20 protein-coding genes and 1 pseudogene are annotated in these 23767 nt (G+C 33.0%); 19 read left to right on the top strand and 2 right to left on the bottom strand.

All coding sequences use genetic code 11. From position 1 onward, the window contains the following. The first annotated feature begins 7 nt into the window (after window positions 1–7). The 7 genes from I5776_RS18955 (at window position 8) to I5776_RS18925 (ending at window position 9109) form a co-directional block, all read left to right on the top strand. Window positions 8–598 carry a DUF1643 domain-containing protein gene (locus I5776_RS18955; protein ID WP_202778077.1) on the top strand — a complete coding sequence of 197 codons (591 nt, stop codon included), beginning with the start codon at window positions 8–10 and terminating at the stop codon, window positions 596–598. 358 nt (window positions 599–956) lie between these two features. Further along, the gene (locus I5776_RS18950; RefSeq protein ID WP_202778076.1) at window positions 957–2384 is read left to right on the top strand and encodes a reverse transcriptase domain-containing protein; all 1428 of its coding nucleotides are present in this window, start codon (window positions 957–959) and stop codon (window positions 2382–2384) included. A 255-nt stretch (window positions 2385–2639) separates the two neighbouring features. Beyond that, window positions 2640–4253, top strand: a complete 1614-nt coding sequence (locus I5776_RS18945; protein ID WP_202778075.1) for an ATP-dependent nuclease — start codon at window positions 2640–2642, stop codon at window positions 4251–4253. Then, window positions 4240–5364 (top strand): UvrD-helicase domain-containing protein, encoded by a 1125-nt coding sequence (locus I5776_RS18940; protein WP_246483842.1) that lies wholly within the window; start codon window positions 4240–4242, stop codon window positions 5362–5364. Before I5776_RS18945 ends, I5776_RS18940 begins: the two co-directional genes overlap by 14 nt. Before the next feature lie 300 nt (window positions 5365–5664). Beyond that, a complete protein-coding gene (locus I5776_RS18935) occupies window positions 5665–6906 on the top strand; it encodes a GTPase (protein ID WP_202778073.1) in 1242 nt (413 codons plus the stop codon). 251 nt (window positions 6907–7157) lie between these two features. Further along, window positions 7158–8195, top strand: coding sequence for a phospholipase D family protein (locus I5776_RS18930; protein ID WP_202778072.1), 1038 nt, complete (start codon window positions 7158–7160; stop codon window positions 8193–8195). 140 nt (window positions 8196–8335) lie between these two features. Further along, window positions 8336–9109: a hypothetical protein gene (locus I5776_RS18925; protein WP_202778071.1), complete on the top strand. Its 774-nt coding sequence runs from the start codon at window positions 8336–8338 to the stop codon at window positions 9107–9109. Between the two features lie 1086 nt (window positions 9110–10195). Here the strand turns inward: I5776_RS18925 and I5776_RS18920 are convergent. Continuing rightward, window positions 10196–10516 (bottom strand): hypothetical protein, encoded by a 321-nt coding sequence (locus I5776_RS18920; RefSeq protein WP_018665455.1) that lies wholly within the window; start codon window positions 10514–10516, stop codon window positions 10196–10198. A 1247-nt stretch (window positions 10517–11763) separates the two neighbouring features. Here I5776_RS18920 and I5776_RS18915 point away from each other — a divergent pair. The 6 genes and pseudogenes from I5776_RS18915 (at window position 11764) to ant(6) (ending at window position 16339) form a co-directional block, all read left to right on the top strand. After that, on the top strand, window positions 11764–12360 hold the full coding sequence (locus I5776_RS18915; protein ID WP_026562326.1) for a TetR/AcrR family transcriptional regulator: 597 nt from the start codon (window positions 11764–11766) through the stop codon (window positions 12358–12360). Between the two features lie 62 nt (window positions 12361–12422). After that, the gene (locus I5776_RS18910) at window positions 12423–13097 is read left to right on the top strand and encodes a YqeB family protein (RefSeq protein ID WP_026562327.1); all 675 of its coding nucleotides are present in this window, start codon (window positions 12423–12425) and stop codon (window positions 13095–13097) included. Window positions 13098–13143: 46 nt separating this feature from the next. Then, on the top strand, window positions 13144–14049 hold the full coding sequence (locus I5776_RS18905) for a macrolide 2'-phosphotransferase (RefSeq protein ID WP_026562328.1): 906 nt from the start codon (window positions 13144–13146) through the stop codon (window positions 14047–14049). A 117-nt stretch (window positions 14050–14166) separates the two neighbouring features. Beyond that, on the top strand, window positions 14167–14589 hold the full coding sequence (locus I5776_RS18900; protein ID WP_026562329.1) for a VOC family protein: 423 nt from the start codon (window positions 14167–14169) through the stop codon (window positions 14587–14589). Window positions 14590–14630: 41 nt separating this feature from the next. After that, window positions 14631–15364: pseudogene (locus I5776_RS18895) on the top strand (class I SAM-dependent methyltransferase). A 117-nt stretch (window positions 15365–15481) separates the two neighbouring features. Further along, on the top strand, window positions 15482–16339 hold the full coding sequence (gene ant(6) / locus I5776_RS18890) for an aminoglycoside 6-adenylyltransferase (RefSeq protein ID WP_026562331.1): 858 nt from the start codon (window positions 15482–15484) through the stop codon (window positions 16337–16339). A gap of 120 nt (window positions 16340–16459) precedes the next feature. On the opposite strand, the gene catA is transcribed toward ant(6), so the two are convergent. Next, the gene (gene catA / locus I5776_RS18885; protein ID WP_026562332.1) at window positions 16460–17110 is read right to left on the bottom strand and encodes a type A chloramphenicol O-acetyltransferase; all 651 of its coding nucleotides are present in this window, start codon (window positions 17108–17110) and stop codon (window positions 16460–16462) included. A gap of 228 nt (window positions 17111–17338) precedes the next feature. Here catA and I5776_RS18880 point away from each other — a divergent pair, with 228 nt between their 5' ends. The 6 genes from I5776_RS18880 to I5776_RS18855 all read left to right on the top strand — a co-directional run bounded on the left by I5776_RS18880 (window position 17339) and on the right by I5776_RS18855 (window position 22992). Further along, the gene (locus tag I5776_RS18880) at window positions 17339–18286 is read left to right on the top strand and encodes an aminoglycoside phosphotransferase family protein (RefSeq protein WP_018665431.1); all 948 of its coding nucleotides are present in this window, start codon (window positions 17339–17341) and stop codon (window positions 18284–18286) included. 40 nt (window positions 18287–18326) lie between these two features. Continuing rightward, entirely contained in the window at window positions 18327–19013 is a 687-nt protein-coding gene (locus I5776_RS18875) for a class I SAM-dependent methyltransferase (RefSeq protein WP_018665430.1), read from the top strand. Between the two features lie 40 nt (window positions 19014–19053). After that, a complete protein-coding gene (locus tag I5776_RS18870; protein WP_018665429.1) occupies window positions 19054–19887 on the top strand; it encodes a nucleotidyltransferase domain-containing protein in 834 nt (277 codons plus the stop codon). Between the two features lie 122 nt (window positions 19888–20009). After that, on the top strand, window positions 20010–20054 hold the full coding sequence (locus I5776_RS21845) for an erythromycin resistance leader peptide (protein WP_115648277.1): 45 nt from the start codon (window positions 20010–20012) through the stop codon (window positions 20052–20054). 363 nt (window positions 20055–20417) lie between these two features. Next, the gene (locus I5776_RS18860; RefSeq protein WP_202778070.1) at window positions 20418–21317 is read left to right on the top strand and encodes a putative RNA methyltransferase; all 900 of its coding nucleotides are present in this window, start codon (window positions 20418–20420) and stop codon (window positions 21315–21317) included. A gap of 211 nt (window positions 21318–21528) precedes the next feature. Next, window positions 21529–22992 (top strand): Msr family ABC-F type ribosomal protection protein, encoded by a 1464-nt coding sequence (locus I5776_RS18855; RefSeq protein ID WP_018665426.1) that lies wholly within the window; start codon window positions 21529–21531, stop codon window positions 22990–22992. The last annotated feature ends 775 nt before the right edge of the window (window positions 22993–23767 follow it).

The following is a 23767-nucleotide window of genomic DNA, read 5'->3' as shown; positions in this document are numbered from 1 at the left end:
CGGAATAATGTGCTCGTTTACAAAAGTAGTTTCCGAGGATATCAAATCAACTGCAGTTTTCTCAGATGATAAAAATAACGAGTATCGGTATTTACTGACAAGGGAATGGGATAGTAATAAAAAGAAGGCTACAGTAATTATGCTAAATCCTAGTAAGGCAACTCACTTGAAATTTGATACAACGATAATGAATGTTCACAATTTAATGATGGACTATGAGGGTAAATCTTATGGCTCATATTCAATTGTTAATCTTTTTGCTTACCGTAGTACTGATCCAAAACTCTTAGTAAATAGAAGGCAAGATTATGAGATGGAAAATGATAAGTTTCTAAAGGAAGCATTTGATAATTCTAATATTATAATAGTTGCTTGGGGTAGAGATTTTAGTAAGGTAAATGCTGTAACAAGAAGAGATATTAATGTGCGAATTTCAAATGTTATAGAAATGCTCCGGAATTACCAAGATAAAATCTATATCTTTTGGGATGGTAAAGAAGATTTAAATAACATTAAACCTAGACATCCCGTCTTACTAAAAAGTCACTGGAAGTTAATCAAATATAATATCAAGTCAAGATTCGAGATTGATTCTTAATGAAGTATTAGTTTTAGGAAATAGATTAAAAGCTATATGTTAAATTCTGTTTTTGTGGTAACATTTTACATGTAGGTATTAGCCTAAAGCGTGTGTATTTAGGTACACATGCGTCCCGATAATCGGTATAGGGCATTCGTTTCGATGATTTATAATATAATTATAGACGTTGAAACTGAATGGAGGATAACGCTAATGAATCTATTAATGAAACTATTAATTGACTTATCAGTTTATCCAGCAGTCTTATATACAATATAGGACTGTTAAACTTTAACCTATCATTTTTTGTTAGGGAGGCGGTTGAAAACCAATTCCTCCTTGTCCACCGCCGCAATATAAGGGAGGAATTGCTGTAATGAGTACAGATGATTCTTTTAAAAAATTAGTAACTAGGAATAAAATTAAAGAGACTTTCGAACTGTATGTTGCTCAAAAGACTGACACTTTAACTGATGAATGCCAAATTAAGGTCCCAGAAGGTCTTGATGGTATAGATTATAAATTATTTCAAAAAACTCTTGGTCATCAAGTTGATACAATCTTCAAAAGGATACAACGAGGAAATTACTACTTTTATCCGCTGAGAGAAGTAAAGATTTCAAAAGATCCATTATTGAATATTAAGGATGCTGAAAAGCAAGGAAAAATAAGAAAATTGTCAATTGCTACTATCAGAGATGTAATAATTCAAAAAATTTTATATGATTATCTAAGTCCATTTACTGAAGAAAAATTCACTGAATTACCATATGTTAGTTTTGCGTATCGTAAAAATGTAAATGCTCAGAAAGCAGCACAGAAAGTATTCAATGATCTAAATGATCGTTATATTTATGCTCTCGATGCTGATTTAAAAGGATTTTTTGATACTATTCCTCATGATAAGCTTTTTAAACAAATTCAGACTTTCTTTAAAGATATGCCTGAAATTCAAAGGCTTCTTTATCGTTTTATTCATATTGATATTGGATACAAAAGTAAGAATAAAAATAAGGTAATTAGAAAAAAGCGTAAAGAAGGTATTCCGCAAGGTGGGATAATTTCCGGAATGCTAGCAAATATATATCTTCATCAATTTGATTTCTGGATAATGACAGTTTTAAAAGCTAAATATGATATTAGGTATACAAGGTATGCTGATGATTTTGTTATATTAGCAAAAAATATTGAGGATATTACAAAAATTCAGGGAGAATGTAAGGAATTCCTTGAAAATATTGGGCTGGTACTGCACCCAGACCCCAAAAAAACAAAAATATGTACACTATCTAATAGTAGAAGTTTAGATTTTGTTGGATTCAAAATTTCACAAAAATATATTGGTATCAAAGATAGTAATATAAAGAAATTTAAAATAAGAATAGAAGAAATTTTAAAAACTACAAACTTTAAAAAGAAGAAGTCACTAGAGCTTTTAAAATTAAGGATGAGTTATAAATACTTCGGTAATGAATATAAGAGTTTCAAGTGTAAAACCTGTGGGAACCTTGAAAAATCGAGAAATTGGATGAGATTTTTTTTAGTGATTACAGATACAAATCAGTTAAAGAGTTTAGATAAATGGGTCTATAAATCCATAAACTATTATTATTATAAGAAAACAGGGGGAAGACTCCCTAAAAATTCGTTAAAGCAATTAGATTTTCCTTCTTTAGAATTACTTTATTATAACTATCGTAAACAGTTAAGACATGAGAATGAGCATTGCCAATGTAATGCTATTGATAAAAATCTTTATTCCACTAAAAATCCTTATAATGAGTTATTCAATATTTATACATAGTTAGTCTTTTTTGAAATATTTTTAAACGTAATGCTGTGTTAACAGATATCTGGAAGTAAAAGTAAACGGTTATTATTTCTTATGGATATTAAATAAGAGTGAATAGTTGGGATTGGAAGCTTTAAATAATATAAACTATTTAGAAACTTTTTCTGACTTTTAATATTCAACAATCGGGCCCATTTCAGGAGAAGAAATGCGCCCTCTTTTTTTTAGAAAAATACTTCTATTAAAATGGATTGGGGAAGAAAGTAAATGTTATTAAGAAAAGTTAAAATTTGTAATTACAAGAAATTCGAAGATTTTTCCTTAGATTTTGATAATAACTATTCAATAATGATAGGAAATAACGGGGCTGGGAAATCAACATTATTAGAAGCGATTCACTTAGCCCTGACAGGGACAATAAATGGGAAACCAATCTTTTATGAATTATCTCCCTATATATTTAATAGAAAAATTGTTAACAAGTTTATCGAGGAAGTAAAAGATGATAATAAAAAAACTCCACCTGAAACAATAATCGAGTTATACTTCGGAGAGTCAGAAGACTCTGACCTCAATGAATTATTGGGTATGGAGAATAGCGAAAATATGAATGTGCCGGGATTTGTATTCTCTATTAAATTTAATGAGCATTATCGAGAGGAATATCAGAAGTATATTGAAAATGAAAATTTTATACATATTCCTACTGAGTACTATACAGTTGAATGGAAAAGTTTCGCAGGATTAACAATAACTACAAGATCGATTCCTATAAAATCACACCTTATTGACTCAACCACTACAAGTCTAGCTACTAGTTCTCAAAAGTATATTATGAAGATTATCTCAGATGTATTAGATGAAAAACAAAAAGCTAATTTAGCAGTTCTCTACAGAAGCTATAAGGAAAAATTTGGTGAAGATCCTAATATAACTTCTATAAATGAAGTGTTAAACGAGAAGAAAAGTCTTATGTTAGACGACACTAGGAATTTATCAATATCGTTGGATATTACTCAAAAGGCTACTTGGGAATCTGCAATAGCTGCCTTTTTAGACAATATCCCCTTCGATTATATTGGTAAAGGGGAACAAAATGTTATAAAGACTACACTATCTATTGGAAACAGAAAGCCTAAAAGAAATTTAGTGCTAATTGAGGAACCTGAGAGTCATTTATCATTTTCAAACATGAGAATCTTATTAGATAAAATCATATCAGAGTGTTCTGATCAACAATTACTTATTACTACTCATAGTTCATATGTATTAAATAAAATGGCAATGGAAAATGTTATTCTTCTTGGTGAAAATAGAAGTGGGAAGCTAAATCAATTGCCAAAGGATACAAGAGACTATTTTCAAAAACTACCGAACTATGACACTTTAAGATTTATCTTATCTAAGAGGGTAATATTGGTCGAGGGGCCTGCAGATGACTTAATCATCCAAAAAGCCTACCATCAAAGATATAATAAACTTCCGTTAGATGACGGGATAGATGTCATATCAGTAAATGGGCTATCATTCAAAAGATTTTTGGATATAGCAAAGTTACTAAATATAAGTACTGTAGTAGTTACAGATAACGATCATGATTATGAAAAGAATATTAACAACAAATATAGAGACTATACGGGTGGTACAATTAAATTGTGTTTTAGCACAAATAATGAGCTAAATACGTTAGAACCACAGGTGTTAAAATGTGATGCTGGTAATTATGATAAATTAAAAACTATACTAGGAAAACAAGATAAGTCTGAAGAAGAGTTGTTAGAATTTATGCTGAAAAACAAAACTGATTGGGCGCTAAAAGTATTTTTAAACAGCGAAACACAATTGAATTTTCCGGAGTATATAAATGATGCCATCCAATAAAAGAATTATTAAGGCTGCAGCAGGAACAGGAAAGACTACATTATTAATAGGAGAAGCAGTAAAAACCTATCTAGAAGGTAAGGTATTATACCTCACATATACGAATGCAAATTTAAACTCTATGAAGTCTGATCTTATGGATTCAGTAGGAATAATCCCTACGAACATAAAATGTAAGACATGGACGGATTTTTTGCTTAATGAATGTGCTAGGCCATATAGAAAGGTTATGGAAGGACCCGAAATTGAAGGGGTTAATTTTTGTTCGTTAGGAGAAATCCCGCGCTTAAAGGGTATAACAGCCGCTAATTGGCGATATTATTACGATTTTCAAGGAAGGCTCTATTATGAGAGGCTGGCTCAATTTTGCCATGTAATATTAGAAGCTTCTAGTGGTGTAATCATTGATAGACTCCAAAAAATTTATACCACAATTCTTATAGATGAGATACAAGACATGGGAGGATATGACTTAAAAATAATTGAGGCTATTTACCGCTCTAACCTTAATCTTGTAGTTGTTGGAGACCATCGACAGGCAACATATTCAACAAATTCAGGTCCTTTTCTCAGCAGATACAGAGGGATTAATATATTTAATTTCTTTGCTGAGGTACTAAAGCACGACGAACTTGAGAGCTTAGATGTGTGCCACCGCTGTCCACAGGTAGTTTGCGATTTAGCAAATACATTATATAGTGACCTTAACATGCAATCAGCAAAGAGAGTTGACAATGAAGATGTAGGTACACACTTGGTTAGTATGGACAATGTAACTTTGTTCATAGAACGTTATAAGCCAACAGTACTTTATTATAATATAAGTTCTCTTAACAAATTTATGTCTAAACTAGAAGAAGATATCGACTTTGAATCAATAACTTTTGGCAAATCAAAAGGATTAAGCTTTGATAATGTTTTAATACTTCCTACTAAAGAAATGGAAAAACATATAATAAAAGGTAGACACAAAATGTCGGATTCAGTAATAGCACAGTTCTATGTAGCAATTACAAGAAGTAAAAAGAATGTTGCAATTTTATCGGATAAAACTCCTTACTTTAATTTTTTGAACCGATGGGAAGAGGTAGGTCAAGGGATAAACATTTAATTTTGGAAAAGGGATTTGAATAAATTGAGTTTAGTGAGGGCTTTTGTAATTTTAAGAAGTCCGACCTGTATTTCTCTTTTTCGTTTCTAGTTGCGTTTCATTTTGTTAAAAACTGAGTGTATGATAATTTCATGTCAGAAATTTTTATTAAAAAATTAAATAAGGGAAAAAATGCAAACTAATTAGATGAGTTTGATAAAATATTACTAGGGAATAAGAAACTAGAATAGTAACAAGGGTGGGGTTTATATGAGTGAAGAGACTAAGCAAGAAGATCTTTGGGAAGATATTTTTTCAGAGATGAAGGAAGAATTCAATAAGTTTAATGAGAATTTTGATAAGAATTTTATTAAACCTAATATAGTTCTTTCAGGGAAAACTGGAGTAGGAAAAAGCACATTAATCAATGCTATATTTGGTTCTAAAATTGCTGAGGCGGGTGAAGGTAAGCCTGTTTCGCAATCATTAGATAAATATGATATTGCAGATATTAATGTAAACCTATTTGATACAAAGGGATTAGAACTAGATCCTCAAGAAAGGGAAAAATCCCGAAATAGTATTATTGAAGAAATTAGTAAACGTGCAGAATCTTCGAATGTTGAAGAGCATATGCATGTGATGTGGTATTGTATCTCAAATGAAAGTAGAAGAATCGAAGATGTAGAATTAGAGTGGATAAGGGATTTTTCAAATTACATGCCAGTAATCGTTGTATTAACACAAACACTTGATACTGATGAGACGTTCCAGAAAATAATTGAAAAAGAATGTCCAGAAGTAAAAATATGCCGGGTACTAGCTGAAGAAAGGAAGTTATACGGAAATCTAAATATACCCCCACATGGATTAAAAAATTTAATTAGTGAAACAATGAATATACTTCCAGATGCTACAGTAAGAGCATTTACAGCCGCCCAAAAAATTAAGATTGAAGAAAAAATAAAGTCTGCAAAAGAGCTACTCAAAGAACGATTAGACTCAAAAGGCCCGTTTAATTATAAAAATTTAGCACATCTTGCAGATACATTTCCGATTGGATTAGATGTACTAGGTAAGGGAGCTGTGTATCTTTATATAGCAAAGGATATAATGACTGTAATGGGAATCCCTGTTTCTAAAAATTTCATAAAGTTCTCGAAGGAGGCAAAACCTCTTTTAAAATCTATATTGCTACCTTTTATATTATTTGAAGGAAGTAAAACAGCTGGAAAGGCTGCTGTTAAATATGGAAGTGAAAAATTCGGACCAAAGGTAATAGCCTTTATTACAAAATTATTGGGTAAAAATATAAGTAAAAGCAATATTATATTGTCACCTGTTGTTGGATTAATAATGGGAAGTTTTAATAGGAAGGTTACCGAAAAAATTGCAAATGCCTTCATCGATGTATGTTCAGATTTTCTTAGGAATGAGCAAAATTTTGAAGAACTTTCAAACGAAGAGATTTTAGATATTCTTTCAAAAAATATGCAAGAAAAAATGGAGGATATTCAAGAAAGTCTAGAGGAAATAGTTGAAGAAGAACTTACAGTTAGTTAATTATCCTATAATGGTATTTTTTAAAGATCCCTCAAAGTCATTATTGGGTCGTTGAATAAGGATTACATCACAAATATAAATAATAAGCATTGGGGCGATCTCAATGCTTAATTTTTTGCCTCTTAAATAACTGCGGTGAACCGCATCATAAGGATAAACAATAGTACCATTCCAATTTGGAATCCTTTATTGCTCTCAGATCCTGTATTTTATAGTAAAATTTACATACAAACGTTTGGAGGTAAACTACTTTGGAGTTATTAACAAGTGATTTAGAACAGCAATTATTTAAAAATTTGAAACTGTGTCATGATAATATTGTTATTATTAGTCCATTTTTGAGTCTAAATACTGCTGAGAAATTAGTAAATATAATTAAAAATAACCAAATAGATTGCACTATCGTTACTAGATTTGAACGTAAAGCATTTATAGAAAAAGCTAGTAGTTTAGATGCATTAAAACTACTTATCCAAAATGAAATAAAGGTTTTAGCTTTAAAAGATTTACATTCAAAAGCCTATATTATTGATTGTAAAAAATGTTTTGTCGGTTCGGCGAATTTTACGAATAAAGGTTTGAACAAAAATCACGAATTGCTATTATACTTTGACAAAAAAGATGATGTTGACAAAGTTATTTTTTATACCAACGAATTAATAAAAAAAATTGAAGAATCAGGTAACTGGCAAATCACAATGAATCACATACAGATGGAACAGGATATCTTACTAGGATATCAAAATAACCAAAGAGATAACGAAAAAATAAATTTTACATGGGGATCTGATTTAAAATCAGAAGATGTTGTCGATGAAGATTCAATTGTTTTATCGGTTCCCGCCGGAGGTACGATACATCTCATAGAAAAGTATTTTATTCATGCCCATCCAATTTCAAAGGGTTATAATTACTCACCTACAAAATACATAACATTTCGAAGGGCTAATGGAGGGGTTATGGAAAAAATATTTAGTATTAACAAAACGTTTCCTCTTGAAATGAACCAATGGAGAAACGAAATTGAAAAGATGGAGATATCCGAAACCCTTAAAGAAAATCTTATTAGCTATATTGTTAATCGATATAGGGATTTTGAATTTGACAAGGCTCCTAAATATAAATTTTATTTTTTAAGTTTGTTATTTGATCTCCCCAATAATCCATATCCCCCTACAAATAACGCTGGGGGATGGTTATATACTCTGAAAGATTTAAAAGAAAGTCATGGATATGTTTACACCAATAAACAAATGAAAAAACTTAAAGCTCAAGGAGAATTTGAATAATAACAAATTCTTTATAGAAATATAAGATGATATAGACCCACACATAATGGTATATCATTTTTCTAACATTAAATAGGATTCTTTCAGAGTAGAGGATAAACATAAATCTTTAGAGTAGTGAATGTTTTAGAGGTGAAAATATGTCGTTACAACAAATGATTGAGGATTATATTAATAATTTAGGAATAGAAAAAAGAAATAAAAATATTCTAGAAAATAAGGCTGTTGAAACATTTCTTAACAAGGAAGAAAAAACACGGTTACTCTTTAGTGAAGTTTCAAACTTAATAAGTGAAAATTTAGATAAAAAATTATTCTTTGAAACTACAAATGGAGGCTCTAAAGCATATACATTAGAGGATAATAGATTGGAAAAGATTTTTATAACACTTCGGGGAGATATCAAGGATGAAGAGGTCCTATCTGTGTTAATTCATGAATTAGGTGAAGCAGATTACTTAGCTAGAAGATTACCAATTGTCGTTAACACTAGAGAAGATGAAGTAATGGGGAGATTGTTTGAACTATTTAGTCATCCCCATTGTAGAAAATTATCTATGAGCTTTGGTCTAAGTGAAATAGAAGGTCTGTTTAGAAATAATGCAAATGAAATTTGTATTTACAACCATAATAACAATCCTGAAAAATATGATTACGGTTGGCAAAAATTATTAGGTGTTGTATGGTATTTGATTACCTATCCTGACTTATGGGAATTAAGGGAGAGATTAGACCTATATTGTCAATATAAAGAAGTTATAGATGAAATTATTGAGATTGTTTCTCAAACTGATACAATGGGAGAGTTAAAATTAATTGAAGAGGCAATGCAAAAGGTTTTAGAAATATTATATTCTATTGAAAATCAAGAATATAGACTCCCAAGTTATTATAAAATTCAATCTAGAGCATAAAAGATTGATCAAGTAACTATAATCTGTTAGAGGTTAGGATTAGAAGAACATTAAGTCTCAGTTATTTACTGTTAAAATAACACAATTAAGCATTTCTATAATGGGTATTAAGTTAGTAAAACCCTATTTCAAATTGGTGATTTTACCATTTTTATTTAAAGATGTTTAATGTTTAACAGTTTTGTTATTATGCTTTGGTAACTATAAATGGGGTCACTTTATTTATTAGGCGTAAAATCAATTTATTCTGAAAGAAATATAAAGCAAAATTAATAAACAATGTTGCACCACTACATCTCATTGTTATTTTTTGGCTTCCTACCGTCAGCACTCCACACACGTGGAGTGCATTTCACAGTTAGTTTTAAAAATGTAACCCAATATTAAACTCTTCCGAACCAAAAAAAACATTTCCGATTCAGGCTCGATTACAGTGAAAATAAACATTTCCGATTTTCGACTCTGACTCAATATCATCCCGGTTTTTCCTCATTAGGAACCCGGGCTTTTTTCTGTTATAATTCAATAGGAAATCAATAAAAATTCAATAGTTTTATCCTAACTTAATCCTGTTTGAACCCTTACCAATTCAGGCTTTTTTCAATATTTCACTCAGGTATTTATTCAATAAGAGACCGAAGGTCTCATTCAATCTTTTCTCAATGCTTTTTCTTATTTCCCTTATTCTTTTTCTCCTTTTCTCCTTCTTCCAAAATCGGAGGACTTTATTTTAACTCTCGAAAAAAGGTGAAAAAAATGAGGAAAAACAGGCGGAAAAACGGTCATATTTGAATCGAAAATGGTCCAAAATAGGGGTTCAGTCGGAAATCTTTATTATAACTCGAACGGAAGAATGCGGATTTGAGGAGCGGGATTTCGGAAGGGTTTATTTGGGGTATACATAGGAGGAAAGAAGAATTTAGTTTGGTTTGTAATATTTCATCTATAATATGGAAAATAGAGAAAAGAGTGCAGTAGAGCATTACGTACTCAATCTTAACTCAGTTTTATAGATTCAAGTAATAAAAAGGAGAATGTTCTCCTTTAGGTCTTTTATTTCCTTTCGTATTCAATGTCACCGATAATCTATTTTTCTTCTGCTAAAGTTTTCAAATCCTTAAACTTTTTCAGAGTCAAAAGCTCTGTATTGTGAGACTTTAATATCTCATGTAAGGCTTCCTCTGGCGAAACAACCCTCCCATAATCTTTTTCTCCTTGCCATTGTGTACCGTAAATGAGTACATACCTGCCATCTTTTAGCTTAGTGATACCCAAATGCCTTCCTACTCCACCATTTGTCCAATTGTGACCATCCCAATAATCAAGGATTTCATTGTATTTAACCCTTGTTACTACTTTGGAATGGAATTCGTCTTCGAACACATTGATTCGATATAAAGTTGTCATATTCACATCATTCCTTTCATTTTTTATTCATTATCATCATATCGTGTTGAGATTTATATCAATACTAAAAAAAGTTCGAGCTGGTTCTAGCTCAAAGAGTTTGACTGTAAATTTGATATTATTTGCTTGGTATGGGGAGCCTGTTCCTTATCCGAAGGTTTTTCCGGTATTTTTCCCGGCAGACCTTCGGTTTTTTTGTGTAAAATTCGTTGGGGTTCCAATTGTAGTCCAATCCCATTTTCAATCAAAATTCAATCCGAATCCAATCGTTTTTTTAATTCTATATTCCTCCAATCCTTTGTTCAGCAAGGGTTTAGTCCAACTCAAGTTCTTTTTCAGTTGGTTTCCTCACGCTATTGAATCGGTATCCTTTCTAGTGTTTTTTTCACACGTTTTAAATCAAATGGCCCCTCACCATCTACTCCGTATTTATTCGAAAAGGAACGAAATTTTTTTATAAAAATCATTGCGAAATCGGTACAATTTTGGGCGAAAATCGGGAAAAAGGCGGGAACGTAATTATTCTATAACAGAAAATGGAAGGTAATGTGAAGGGGGCGTGAGCCCTTGGGAGAGAAGGGCTTGAGGGTGATGTGAGGAAGGAGGGGTGTGGGAAGGTTAATTATTCGATTGGGGACATAGTAGATGGACTTGGATTTTCATAAATGAGGTAAATGGAGATAGGGATTGTTTGTACCTGATGTTCAAAGTAATTGATAATGGGGATACTAACTAAAGAAATAAATGGACGGAGAAAAAAGAAACCCCCTCCTAAATTACTTAGGAAGATTTGTTTGATGGATCACACTGTATGTAATGCGTACTAGCACAACTATATAGTTGCTACTTTCTACTTCCCCATGCTAAATAGTTGGTATCCGAACGGCAAAGGTATCGGGAAGGAGCAGCGGGCAACCCATATGTATTCAATCCTTAAACAATTAGTTGTTTTCATCACAAATCAATCAAAATTCAGGCTAGATTCCATTAGCGGGTCCAGTTTTGTTTCTGTTGTTCAATAATTATATAATCCTTTGTCCAATAAGGATCCAATCATCTAAACTGCTTTTCTTTTCGTTTAAAATTCCTAATAAATAAAACCCAGAAGTCCTGCTCCATTAATTATGGAAGCATATTTGACAATAATAAAAGATGCAAGTAAAATAAAACGTATAATCAATATTTTGATTGTACAATCAATATTTTATTTGGATAAGTAATATGATTTAAAGGAGATGTTTTTAAAAATGGGTGAATCTTTTATTGCGGAAGCACGAAGAGAGCAGATTATTCAATCTTGTATTGACACACTTGAAGAAGTTGGTTATACAAAAGTGAGTTTAACTAAAATTGCCAAAAAGGCAAAGGTGAGCACAGGTTTAATTTCTTATCATTTTTCCGACAAGATGGATTTAATTAATCAAACTTTACTGTACTTGTTAGAAAAAAAATTGGATTTTATTAGTGGAAAAGTGGTTCAAGAGGAAACACCTACTTCGCAATTAACTGCATATATTGAAGCGTGTTTGGCTTATCAAGTGGCTAACTTTAAATATAATATCGCATTAATTGAGATTGTCTTTAATGTTGAAAATGAAGAAGGAATTCCATTCTATAGAGCTGACAATGGGGAAGAAGACGAAGATCCAATATATACATTGCTCAAAGAGATTCTATTAGATGGGCAACAAAAGAAGGAGTTTTCTAATCAGTTTGATGTTGAAATGATCTGTGTCCTGATTCAAGGAGCAATTGAGGAAAGTATGCTTAAACATAATAAAACCTTTAGTTTTGAGAAATATAAAAATGAATTAATTAAAATGGTGTTAAAAATAGTCATATAGCACTAATTTAGGAAATAGAATCATCTATTAAAAAAAATAGAATGAAGGAGTAAAAAAATAATATGAAAGATACATCCACAATTGGTATGGGTTTCTTGGAAAAGCTCTTTGCTGTTTTATTTCCTATTGTGTTAGGAACGATTGGTTGGTTTCTTCCAAGATTATTGGATTTCATCATAAAAATTCCGCTTTTTAATGATTCAAAGGTCATTGTACTCTTGGAGTCACTTGACCCTTTTTGGACTTCTATTGTCTTGATGATTATAGGTGCGATTATAGGGGTTCTTTTGTCATTAACAGTCTATAGTGAAGCCTTGAAAGTGAGTATTAGTGATACAGAAATTTTGATTAATAAAGATGATAAAGAAAATAGAATTAACAGTTCAGACGTAAAAGAAATCTTTATGGAGGATCAAACAGTTATCATTACAGGTAATAAAGGACAAGAATTATTGAGAGAAAAGACAGACATAAAAAAAGGAATCATACGAGAAAAATTCCTGAATCATCACTATCCTTGGAGTGAACAGGATTCATATGCCGATCAATATAAACTCTGGACGCTTGAAGATCGCACGGTTGGAGAAAATGTCTATGCCATCTTATATGAACGTAGGAATGCAATTAGAGAAGGAGATAAGAAAAAAATAAAACATTTAAGAATGGACTTAAATGAACTTGGAATAGTTGTGAAAGATGAGGGAGAGGTTCAATATATACGTAATATTCATAACTAATATTGTCTCTATTATTTCAAAAAATATGATTTGGATGTGATGAGTAATGAGTAAAACAAAAAAGGAAGTATTGGAAATTGCAGAAAAACATGGTCTCCAATTGATAGAGGACTTTTTTGTTTTTAATGAATCTGGATTAGACTTTCAGGTGGTATTTGCTAAGGATCAGGAAGGAAAAGAATGGGTGCTGCGTATTCCGAGGCGGTTTGATGTATTCCCTAGAACAAAGGCAGAAAAAACAGCACTGGACTTAATAAACAAGTATGCTAGTTTTGAAGCTCCTGATTGGGGAATTTACACAGAAGAGCTGATAGCGTATAAAAAGTTAAATGGAGTTCCAGCAGGAACCATTGATCCTGAAGCTAAAAGATATGTTTTTGAAATTGATGAAAATAATATACCGAAATGTTTTTATCAGACGCTTGGAAAAGTATTGGCTACACTTCATAGCATTCCAAGGGAGAAAGCATCTGAAGCAGGTGTTATAGTTCAAACACCAGAGGAAGTAAAACAAATCATGAAGAATCGTATGGATGCGGTTAAGGAAAAATTTGGTGTGGGAGAGCCGTTATGGAATAGATGGCAGACGTGGTTGAATGATGAAGAAATATGGCCAAAAGAAACCGGACTGATTCATGGAGATTTGCACCCAGGACATATCCTCGTTGAAAGTTCAGGAAATGTAACGGGGTTAATTGATTGGACAGAAGCAAAGGTAGCTGATATTTCCACTGATTTCGTTGGCCATTACAGAGTATTTGGTGAAGAAGGTCTTGATACACTTATCAAGGCTTACAAAGAAGCTGGAGGGTATCATTGGCCTAAGATGAGGGAACATATTATTGAATTAAATGCTGCTTACCCTGTTGGAATTGCCGAATTTGCCTTAATATCTGGGATGGATGAATATATTCAGATGGCAAATAAAGAATTAGGTTTAGCTGGAATGTAATTTGAAATTACATTAAGTAGCGGGTAGTGGACGCAGGGACATGGGGACAGGACTCGGATTAGTTATTGCCAAAAGTTTAATGGTAAAAATGAATATGAAGATGAGGTGTCATTAATTATGAAACCAAGAATCACAGTAATCACATTAGGTGTAGATGATTTGGAAAAAGCATTAGAATTCTACCGTGATGGATTGGGACTACCCACAGAAGGTATTGTAGGTAAAGAATTTGAGCATGGAGCAGTAGCCTTTTTTGAACTACAATCAGGTTTGAAACTTGCTATTTGGAAACGAGAAGATATTGCATATGAGGCAAAAGTTACACAGGCTCCAGCAAGTCCTACTGAATTTACAATTGGTCACAATGTAAATAGTAAAGAAGAAGTAGATAAGGTATTAGAACAAGCCGAAAAAGCGGGTGCAACAATAACGGACCCTGCACACAACACTTTTTGGGGTGGATATTCCGGTCACTTTCAGGACCCGGATGGGCATTTGTGGGAAGTAGTCTGGAACCCAGCTTGGGAGATAGAGGAATAGACATGTGTTAAGGAAAGAGTATTATAGGGGATGTTTAAATTATGAAACAAAACAAATATGATGATGCTGTGTTTTTTTCTGAATATGAAAAAAAATGCCAAGATCAGTTAAAGGGCTTGAAGGTGCAGGAGAATGGCCGGTTTTAAAATCCTTATTTCCAGAGTTGAAAAATAAGAGTGTACTTGACTTGGGGTGCGGATTCGGTTGGCATTGTCGATACGCACGTGAACACCAAGCAAGTTCGGTAATTGGAGTAGATATATCCGAAAAAATGCTTGAAACAGCCCGTGAAAAAACAGATGATCCTTTAATTACGTATATTAAAATGCCAATTGAAGACATCAATTTTTCGGACGCACAATTTGACGTAGTGATCAGTTCTTTAGCTTTTCACTATATTAAATCGTTTGATACTATTTGCGAAAAAGTTTATCAATATTTAAAACCTGGAGGTTCTTTTATTTTTTCCGTGGAACATCCGATTTTTACTTCTCGGGACGAACAAGATTGGTATTATGATGATCAAGGAAATCGCCTTCATTGGCCAGTGGATAATTACCAATCAGAAGAAGTACGTAATACAACTTTTCTAACCGAGAATGTGATCAAATATCACCGTACAATTTCTACTTATATTAATGATTTAATTCATATAGGTTTTAAAATAAAAGCGGTTAAGGAACCTATGGCTACGGAAGAAATGGTAAGGAATGATCCAGGGATGAAAGATGAAAACAGAAGACCCATGTTTTTAATCATTTCAGTAGAAAAGTAATAGTAATAGTTTGCTAAATAAAAAGTACACAAATAGAAATCTGAGAACAGTAATTTTCTGAGATTTCTTCGTATACGGCACATAAACTACTTTTCAACAAATTGGAGGATTAATACAATGAGAAGTGAACAAGAAATGAAGAATTTGCTCATTAGTTTTGCTAAGAACGATAATCGAATTCGCTTGGTAACTTTGGAAGGTTCACGTGCAAACAAAAACATTCCCCGTGATTCATTGCAGGATTATGATATTTCTTATTTTGTAACAGATATGGATTCCTTCAAAAAGAATGATGAATGGCTGAATGTTTTTGGGAAACGTTTGATAATGCAAAAACCGGAAGACATGGAGCTTTTTCCGCCGGAGTTAGGGCATTGGTTTTCCTACCTTATGCTATTTGAAGATGGCAATAGAATTGACTTAACACTTATTCCGATAAACGAAGTAGATGATTACTTTTCTAATAGTGATGGGCTAGTAGAAGTCCTACTTGATAAGGGTGGTCTTGTCAAAAATAAAGTGGTCGCAAATGATCGGAAGTATTGGATTAAAAAGCCCACAGCAAGAGAATTTGATGATTGCTGCAATGAATTTTGGTGGGTTTCTACATATGTAGTAAAGGGATTGGCTAGAAAAGAAATTCTATTTACAATTGACCATTTGAACGAGATAGTACGGCCTAATCTGTTAAGAATGATGTCTTGGCAAATAGGATTAGAGCGAGGGTTTACCTTTAGTGTGGGGAAAAACTATAAATTTATTGAACAGTATTTACCGAAAGATGATTGGGAAACATTACTCACAACTTATTCTGAGAGTAGCTACTCAAACATGTGGAAGTCTTTATTTACTTGTTATGAGTTATTTAGAAAATACTCTAAATCTGTGGCAGAAAGTCTTGGATATAAGTATCCAGATTATGACGAGGCCATCACGAAGTATACGCAAAACATTTATCAGTCATTGAATGAGTAATAAAGGTCAAATATAGGTGAGCTAATCAGAACTAGGTAAAGATAGGGTTTGAATATAATTAAGAAAAGGAGTCACCAAAGCAACTCCTTAACTAAATTTATTAAGCTACATCATCAATACTTATGAGAGCCAATCAAGGCAGTTATTAGAAAGTTGCTGTAGTTCCTCTATAAAAATACTAGCATGAAATCCATCACAAACCGCATGATGTACCTGTAAAGAAATAGGCAATAATATTTTATCTTCCTGATTACAGTATTTTCCGCCAGTAATTATTGGTAATAAGTAGTTATGATTATTATTTACGTTTAGGTTGAAGCCAGTAAAACTAACCCATGGAATACTAGATATAGGAAAGGAATTCTCTGGTACATTTTCTTTTATGAAAAATCCTTTAACCTCTGAATATTGTTTCATATCGTCTTGAAAGTTTTTATAGAAGACAGGAAATTCATCAGAGAATTCGGTCCATATGCTTGAGAATGATTTGTTATCATTATGGAAGATTGTATAGCTAGGCAACAAACTTTCCCAATAACCCAGAGTACCATCATCTTTTAAGCAAGTTCTAAATTCTTTATGAGAATTTACTATTCTAGTGACCATGTAAATAAAGGATGGATATAGCTTTATCCCTTTGTTCCTGAGCTGTTCCAATAACGTTGTAATATCTATATTTGCTGTAATACTAAATGTGCACTTCTGATTTAAGTAATGCTCGAAATACGGCAATCTATCCCATTTTTCTTTTTCAATTAGATTAAATTTCATTTGATTAGCCTCCTAAAAATGTGTTTTTGATTTTTAGGAGGCTAACTTGTCTGCTTTCACCAATACCCTCACCTCATAAATAATGCTTTAAATAAGATACTAAATCATTTGAAATTCATATTCAACCATTCTAATACGCATATGTATGGCTTTTTACAATAATTAAAGGGCAACCTCGAATTGTGTTATACTTTTTCCGTGTTGTAAGTTTTTACTGGAGGGGCTAGGATGAATCAAGTAAAAAGTATATTAAAAGACTTTTATGACATAGAGATTAATGTTGTGTCGCCTCAGCAGGGTGGTTGGGCATCCCTCGCATATAAAGTGTCAAATAAAAATCAAAGCTATTTTTTGAAGGTATATGAAAAAAGCAGAGCTTCCACACCGAAGTTGACTGCTCTGATTGATCAATATGTTCCAATCTTGGTATGGCTTATAAAGAATAGCAATTTAAAAGGGAAAATCTCCGTTCCTATGATGACAAGTGAAAGAAAATATAAATGTGAAGATGAGTATGGGATTTATTTGCTTTATGAATATATTGAGGGGGAAACGATTGGGGATCGAGATTTAACAGAGAATCAGGTTTATCAGCTTTCAAAGATCATAACAGAGCTTCATTCATATAGTGATAACATTCCAATTGGGACTGATGCTTTTATAGAAGATTTTGAGGTTCCATTTTTACCGATGTTGAGACAAACATTGCAAAAAGGGAGAAATGATTTTCCGTCTGAGGTATGGGAATTGATCCATTCCTACATTCTACAATTAAATGATCTGATTTATACACTTGAGGAGCATTCACAGAACTTGAAAAACTCAAAATTAAGAATGGCCTTATGTCATACAGATTTACACAATTGGAATTTAATGCAGTCGGGACAAGAGCTAATATTAATTGATTGGGAAGGATTGAAACTAGCCCCGCCTGAAGCTGACTTGATGTTCTTAGATGATAAACCCTACTTTAATGAATTTTTAAGAATCTATCGGAAAACTCATCAAAACTTTTCAATTAATCCTGAAGCAATGACCTTTTATAAGGGAAAGAGACGATTGGAAGATATATGGGAATTTATGGAACAACTTTTATATGATAAACAAGGGGAACAAGAAAGAGTTATAACGATGAACTATTTACAGGAAGAGTTGAATGAAATAAATAAATGGTAAGGTAAATCTATCCCATTGTTGAATAGGAGGGGGTGAACATATGAGTATTACAGGATCACAGTTTGATAAAGTGGCTGAAGAGTATGACTTTGTAACTAATCTTCTGAATGACAATACCTTTTTTATTGCTAATATGCCAATAGAAAAAGGGAGAGCATTAGATATTGGATGTGGGACGGGAATATTAGTCTATGAATTATCCAATTACTTTAGCGAGGTAGTTGGTATTGATATATCGGAAGGGATGCTTGAGTTTGCCAACAAGAAGCGTCAGTGTTCGAATATTTCATACTTGAAGATGGATGCAGAAAATCTTAGTTTGGGGTATAAGTTTGCTTATATCGTAAGCAGGACGACTTTCCATCATTTGAGGGATATATCAATTGTAATTAATCAAATGAAAGAATTGCTGTACGAAGGTGGGAAAATTGTTATTCTTGATAATGTGTCTAAGGTTGAAACCCCACCAACGTACGTTTACATATTAGGAGCAATCCAAGAATTTCTTCCTAACTGTTTCAAATTCGGTGTGAAAAATGCTGTGAGAGTATTCAAGTATAACACTTCAAAGTCGTGGCTCGAACATTTAGCATCTGACAAGTACCTTTCAGAACAGAAATACTATGAGATATATGGAAAATTATTGCCTAATTGTACCTTTCGTAGAATGAATTGGGCAATGGGGATTATTTGGGAAAAACCGATTGTTTCGATGATAACTGAGTGAATGTTATTAACCATAGGATAAAAATAGGAGTTGAAAATTGTTGAGCGTAGAAAACATTTTACAAGAAATTAACAATGAATTAAAAGATGTCCCGGGCATTGTTGGAGTGGTATTAGGAGGATCAAGATCAAGAGGTACGAATCACCCAACTTCCGATATAGATATTGGAATATATTATGATACATCGGCAGGGTTTGATGTCAGAGGGGTTAGTGAAGCTGCTACTAGATTGGATGATGACCATAGAGAAAATCTAGTTACATCTTTAGGTGAGTGGGGTGCCTGGATAAATGGTGGTGGTTGGATTGTCGTTCAAGGGTACCATGTAGATTTGATTTTTCGGGATATAAAAAGGGTATCTCAAGTAATTGATGATTGTTTACAGGGCAAGGTTTCTACTCATTATCATACAGGACATCCACATGCCTATCTAAATGTTATGTATATGGGGGAAATCTCCATTTGTAAAATATTGTATGAATGTACCAATCAAATTTCAGATTTAAAAGCTAAGACTAGCCCTTATCCAAAATCATTAAAGGATGCCATAATCGGCTATTTCATGTTTGAAGCATCTTTTTCTTTGATGTTTGCGAAGGACAATGTGGATAAGGATGATATTACATATGTTACGGGGCACTGCTTCCGAACTATTTCATGTTTAAATCAAGTATTATTTGCTTTGAATGATGAATACTGTATCAATGAGAAAAAAGCTGTCCGAATGATTGAGAGCTTTAATCAGAAACCCAATAATTATAAGAAAAACATCGACCAGATTGTTACATTAATTTCTTCCGATTCAGATCATACGAGTGAAGCGGTTAAAATGTTGCATGACCTTGTGTCGGAAACGGAAAAGATACTAAAATAAATATCAAGTTGAAGGTAAATAACCGTCTCTAATTGTAAAAGCACTATTTATCTTTGACTTTTTGTAAAAGAGAACCTATAATAATCACTATACTTTTAAACGTTAAGGAGGATTATTAAAAAATGACACATTTTATGAGACTACGATTCCCAACTTTGAACCAGTAATTGAATACGTTCAAAGGCTCTGTTTGTGTATGCAGAGTAAACGGGATTAGTCTGTCCTTTTTTAATAATCTTCATTTCATAGTTATTCACCACATCCAGCAATTTATTTCCCCCAATCAACTTATGGGTGGATCCTTATTGCCTGTTTATGTGTGGAAAATATGTAATGTAAGGAAAGGCGACTTATTTGCCTTTCTTTATTTTTGTCTAATTTAACCTTTCGTTGTTTAGATCAAGGGCAGGTTTTATTTGCTGACGGCTTTTAATAGCTCCCCCTAATAGAATAAGGATGGGTCTCTTTCCCTTTACTCTCAAATCACAGGCAGATGCTTGTGATTTTTTTATTTGAAAGGAAGAGAAACCATGATTAATAAAGAAAAAAGTGCTGAATTAGTTAATAAATATGTTCATGTATTTAGTTGTCCGCTTTGTAAAAGTCCAATGAAGGTCACTCATTTAAAGAGCCTAGTCTTCCTGAATAATCATACGTTTGATTTTGCGAAACAAGGCTATGTAAACATGATGACTCATTCTACAAATAGCCATTATGCCAAGGAATTATTTAAAGCACGACAAAAAGTCATTATGGAAAATAACCTTTTTGCCCTCCTACACAAGGAAATTTCAGAAATTATCATTGAAAATATGGATGCTTTAAAGGGTGAAATTATAATTTTTGATGCAGGGTGTGGAGAAGGATCACATTTACAAAGGATCTTAGATGAATGTAAGAATGAAACAATTGCAGGAATTGGTTTAGATATTTCAAAAGAGGGCATACGAATGGCGGCACGCAATTACAAAAAGTCCATTTGGCTTGTCGGTGATTTAGCAAATTCACCATTACAGGATCAATCATGCCATATCATTTTGAATATCCTATCACCTGCAAATTATAAGGAATTCCAAAGGATCTTAGTACCTAATGGTCTCATTATTAAAGTTGTTCCTCGTTCAAATTATTTAAAAGAACTACGAGAAGCACGATTCGATGAGAAAGATAAAACGTCTTATAAAAATGATGAAACGGTATCTCTTTTTAAACAGCATTTTCATCTTATGGACACTTTCGAAATTAGTTATACCAAGGGACTAAATGTAAAAGATTTAACAAATTTAACTCAAATGTCGCCACTTTCCTGGAATATGAGCAAGGACGATATGGAACAAATTATAAATCGTGGAATTTCCAGGATTACCATTGACTTAGATATTTTGGTAGGAATAAATAAGTCAAATAATACTAATGAACGGCCAAATTAGACTCGAAAAAGTGTAATGGGTGTCCCATAGCTGTACCATTTTCTATAACAATTTGATTATCAATAAATGGAATATAAATAATCCTACGAAATAGGGGGAGTAAACGATGCAATTTTTATTATTCTTTTGATACGGGCTTTAACTTGAAATAAAGGCTCGTATCGGTCCTAGCTATCGGTACGAAATCACCAATTTTCGGGAGGTAGCAAAAATGGAAGAAATATGTTTTGAATTAGAAAATGTTGAACTAACTTATTTAGATAAAACTGTATTAGTGATTGAGCGTTTAGCTGTTCATCAGTTTGATCGCATCGGTGTTGTCGGGGAAAATGGAGCAGGAAAAAGTACGTTATTAAAGTTACTAGCGGGTATAGTTCAACCGTCAAACGGAAAAGTGAAAAGTCATGTAGACTTTGCTTATTTTGATCAATTAACTGTACCAGGGCCAGCAGAGGTGGATTATGACCTAAAAGGAAAGCTGTCTATCCCTGAAACAGACATCAATAATTTCAGCGGTGGGGAACAAACAAGGCTGAAACTAGCTCAATTTTTTTCAAACTATCATGAAGGTTTATTAATTGACGAGCCAACCACGCATCTTGATGCAGAGGGTGTAGAACTTTTTATCGGTGAATTGGCTTACTATTATGGTGCACTCGTACTCGTGAGTCATGACCGGTATGTATTAGATAAACTTGTGACGAAGATTTGGGAAGTCCAAGATGGAATTGTAACGGAATATACAGGGAACTATTCGGATTACGTCGTACAAAAAGAACTTCAGAAAAGGCAACAGCAGGAACAACATGACAAGTATTTAAAAGAAAAATCACGTCTTATCAAAGCCGCAGAAGAAAAGATGAAGAAGGCTGAAAAAATTACACAGGCCAATGGACATATGTCCAAAAAAGAAACAAAAGCAAAGGCGAATAAAATGTTTATGACGAAATCCAAGGATACAAGTCAAAAGGCAGTCCAAAGAGCAGCAAAAGCAATAGAGCAAAGAGTAGAACAACTTGAAGCGGTGGAAGCACCGAAAGAAGAGCAAATCATTCGATTTCACCAGTCTAGTGCTTTGCAATTACACAATAAATTTCCGATAATGGCAGATCAGTTAAGGCTAAAGGCGGGGGAGAAGACACTTCTTGATAAATCGGGTTTTCAATTCCCGTTAGGCAAGACCATTGCTATTACAGGTAAAAACGGTTCAGGTAAAACAACGTTGCTTCGGCATATTTTACAGCGTGGTGAAGGGATTACGATTTCGCCAAAAGCGGTTATCGGCATTTATGAACAAATGGACTATCAGTTTACAAAGGATGAATCTGTACTGGAATTTATGAAAGATAGAAGTGATTTCGATGAGAGCAAAATTCGTTCTGTTCTACACTCTATGAATATTACAGGAAATGATTTAAAAAAGAATGTCCGGAATTTAAGCGGTGGAGAGTCTATTCGTCTAATATTGTGTCAGTTATTCTTAGGAAGATACAATATACTCATTTTGGATGAGCCCACGAACTTTTTGGATGTTTTTTGTATTGAAGCGTTGGAACGGTTTTTAAAAGGATATGAAGGAACTGTACTATTTGTATCGCATGATCGAACCTTTGTTGATAGAGTGGCTGATTGTGTTTATGTCATAGAGGATCAAAAGTTAGTATTAAAAAGCTAATGTAAAAAATGGGTAGGGATGTAAAGGGGTCATTATGATCTTAGAGATGTAGCTGTTACTTTCCTCTTCCCTCTGCTAAAAAGTTACTACCTACTGTTAAATAGTTGGTTTCCAAACGGCAAAGGAAGCGGGAAGAGCAGCGGACAGTCAATTATGTAATTAATCGTTACTCAATCGGTTTTTTCAATCAAAAATCAATATTATATCGGGGCGGGTCCAGTAGGACTTCGTCCCGTTTCTTTATGTCCAATATCCCTTCAATCCCTTGTCCATAGCGTGTTCAGGTGTTTTCCATATCGTTTTCTATACAGTACGAAAGAACACGGAATAGAAGTAGGGAGAGATGTATTAAAAGGGTTTTTCATTTTCCCCTTTAAGGGTCAGTTTTCTAACGTATGGGTAGGCCACTTTAGTATAAAGTAGCCTATTTCTTGCTTCTTAACAGTGATTATAGTCAATGAATTTCTTATAATGTTAGGTTCCACATTATATATGTTTTTACAGTCTATTAAACATGAATAAGGCCTTTTCATGCACCAATCTTTACGCCTACCGATACAGCAAAAAACGCCATGGATATGTTTCCGAGAACGGACAGTTCGAAAGACATTTATTCTGTCCTCTCGCTTCATGTGGAAGTGGTTATGAAAATTATATTAAGATGAATTTCATCTCAGTTTTGGACTGGGATTTATTTGTGTTTTGATACATTAAAGTATTCCTTTAGACATCCAAAAAAACATAGTGGAAAAAGTATTAGTATTTTATACTCTCC

The sequence above is a fragment of the Heyndrickxia vini genome (assembly GCF_016772275.1).
Taxonomy (GTDB): domain Bacteria; phylum Bacillota; class Bacilli; order Bacillales; family Bacillaceae_C; genus Heyndrickxia; species Heyndrickxia vini.
The sequence above is the reverse complement of the archived record's forward strand: the minus strand, read 5'-3'. Positions and strand labels throughout refer to the sequence as shown.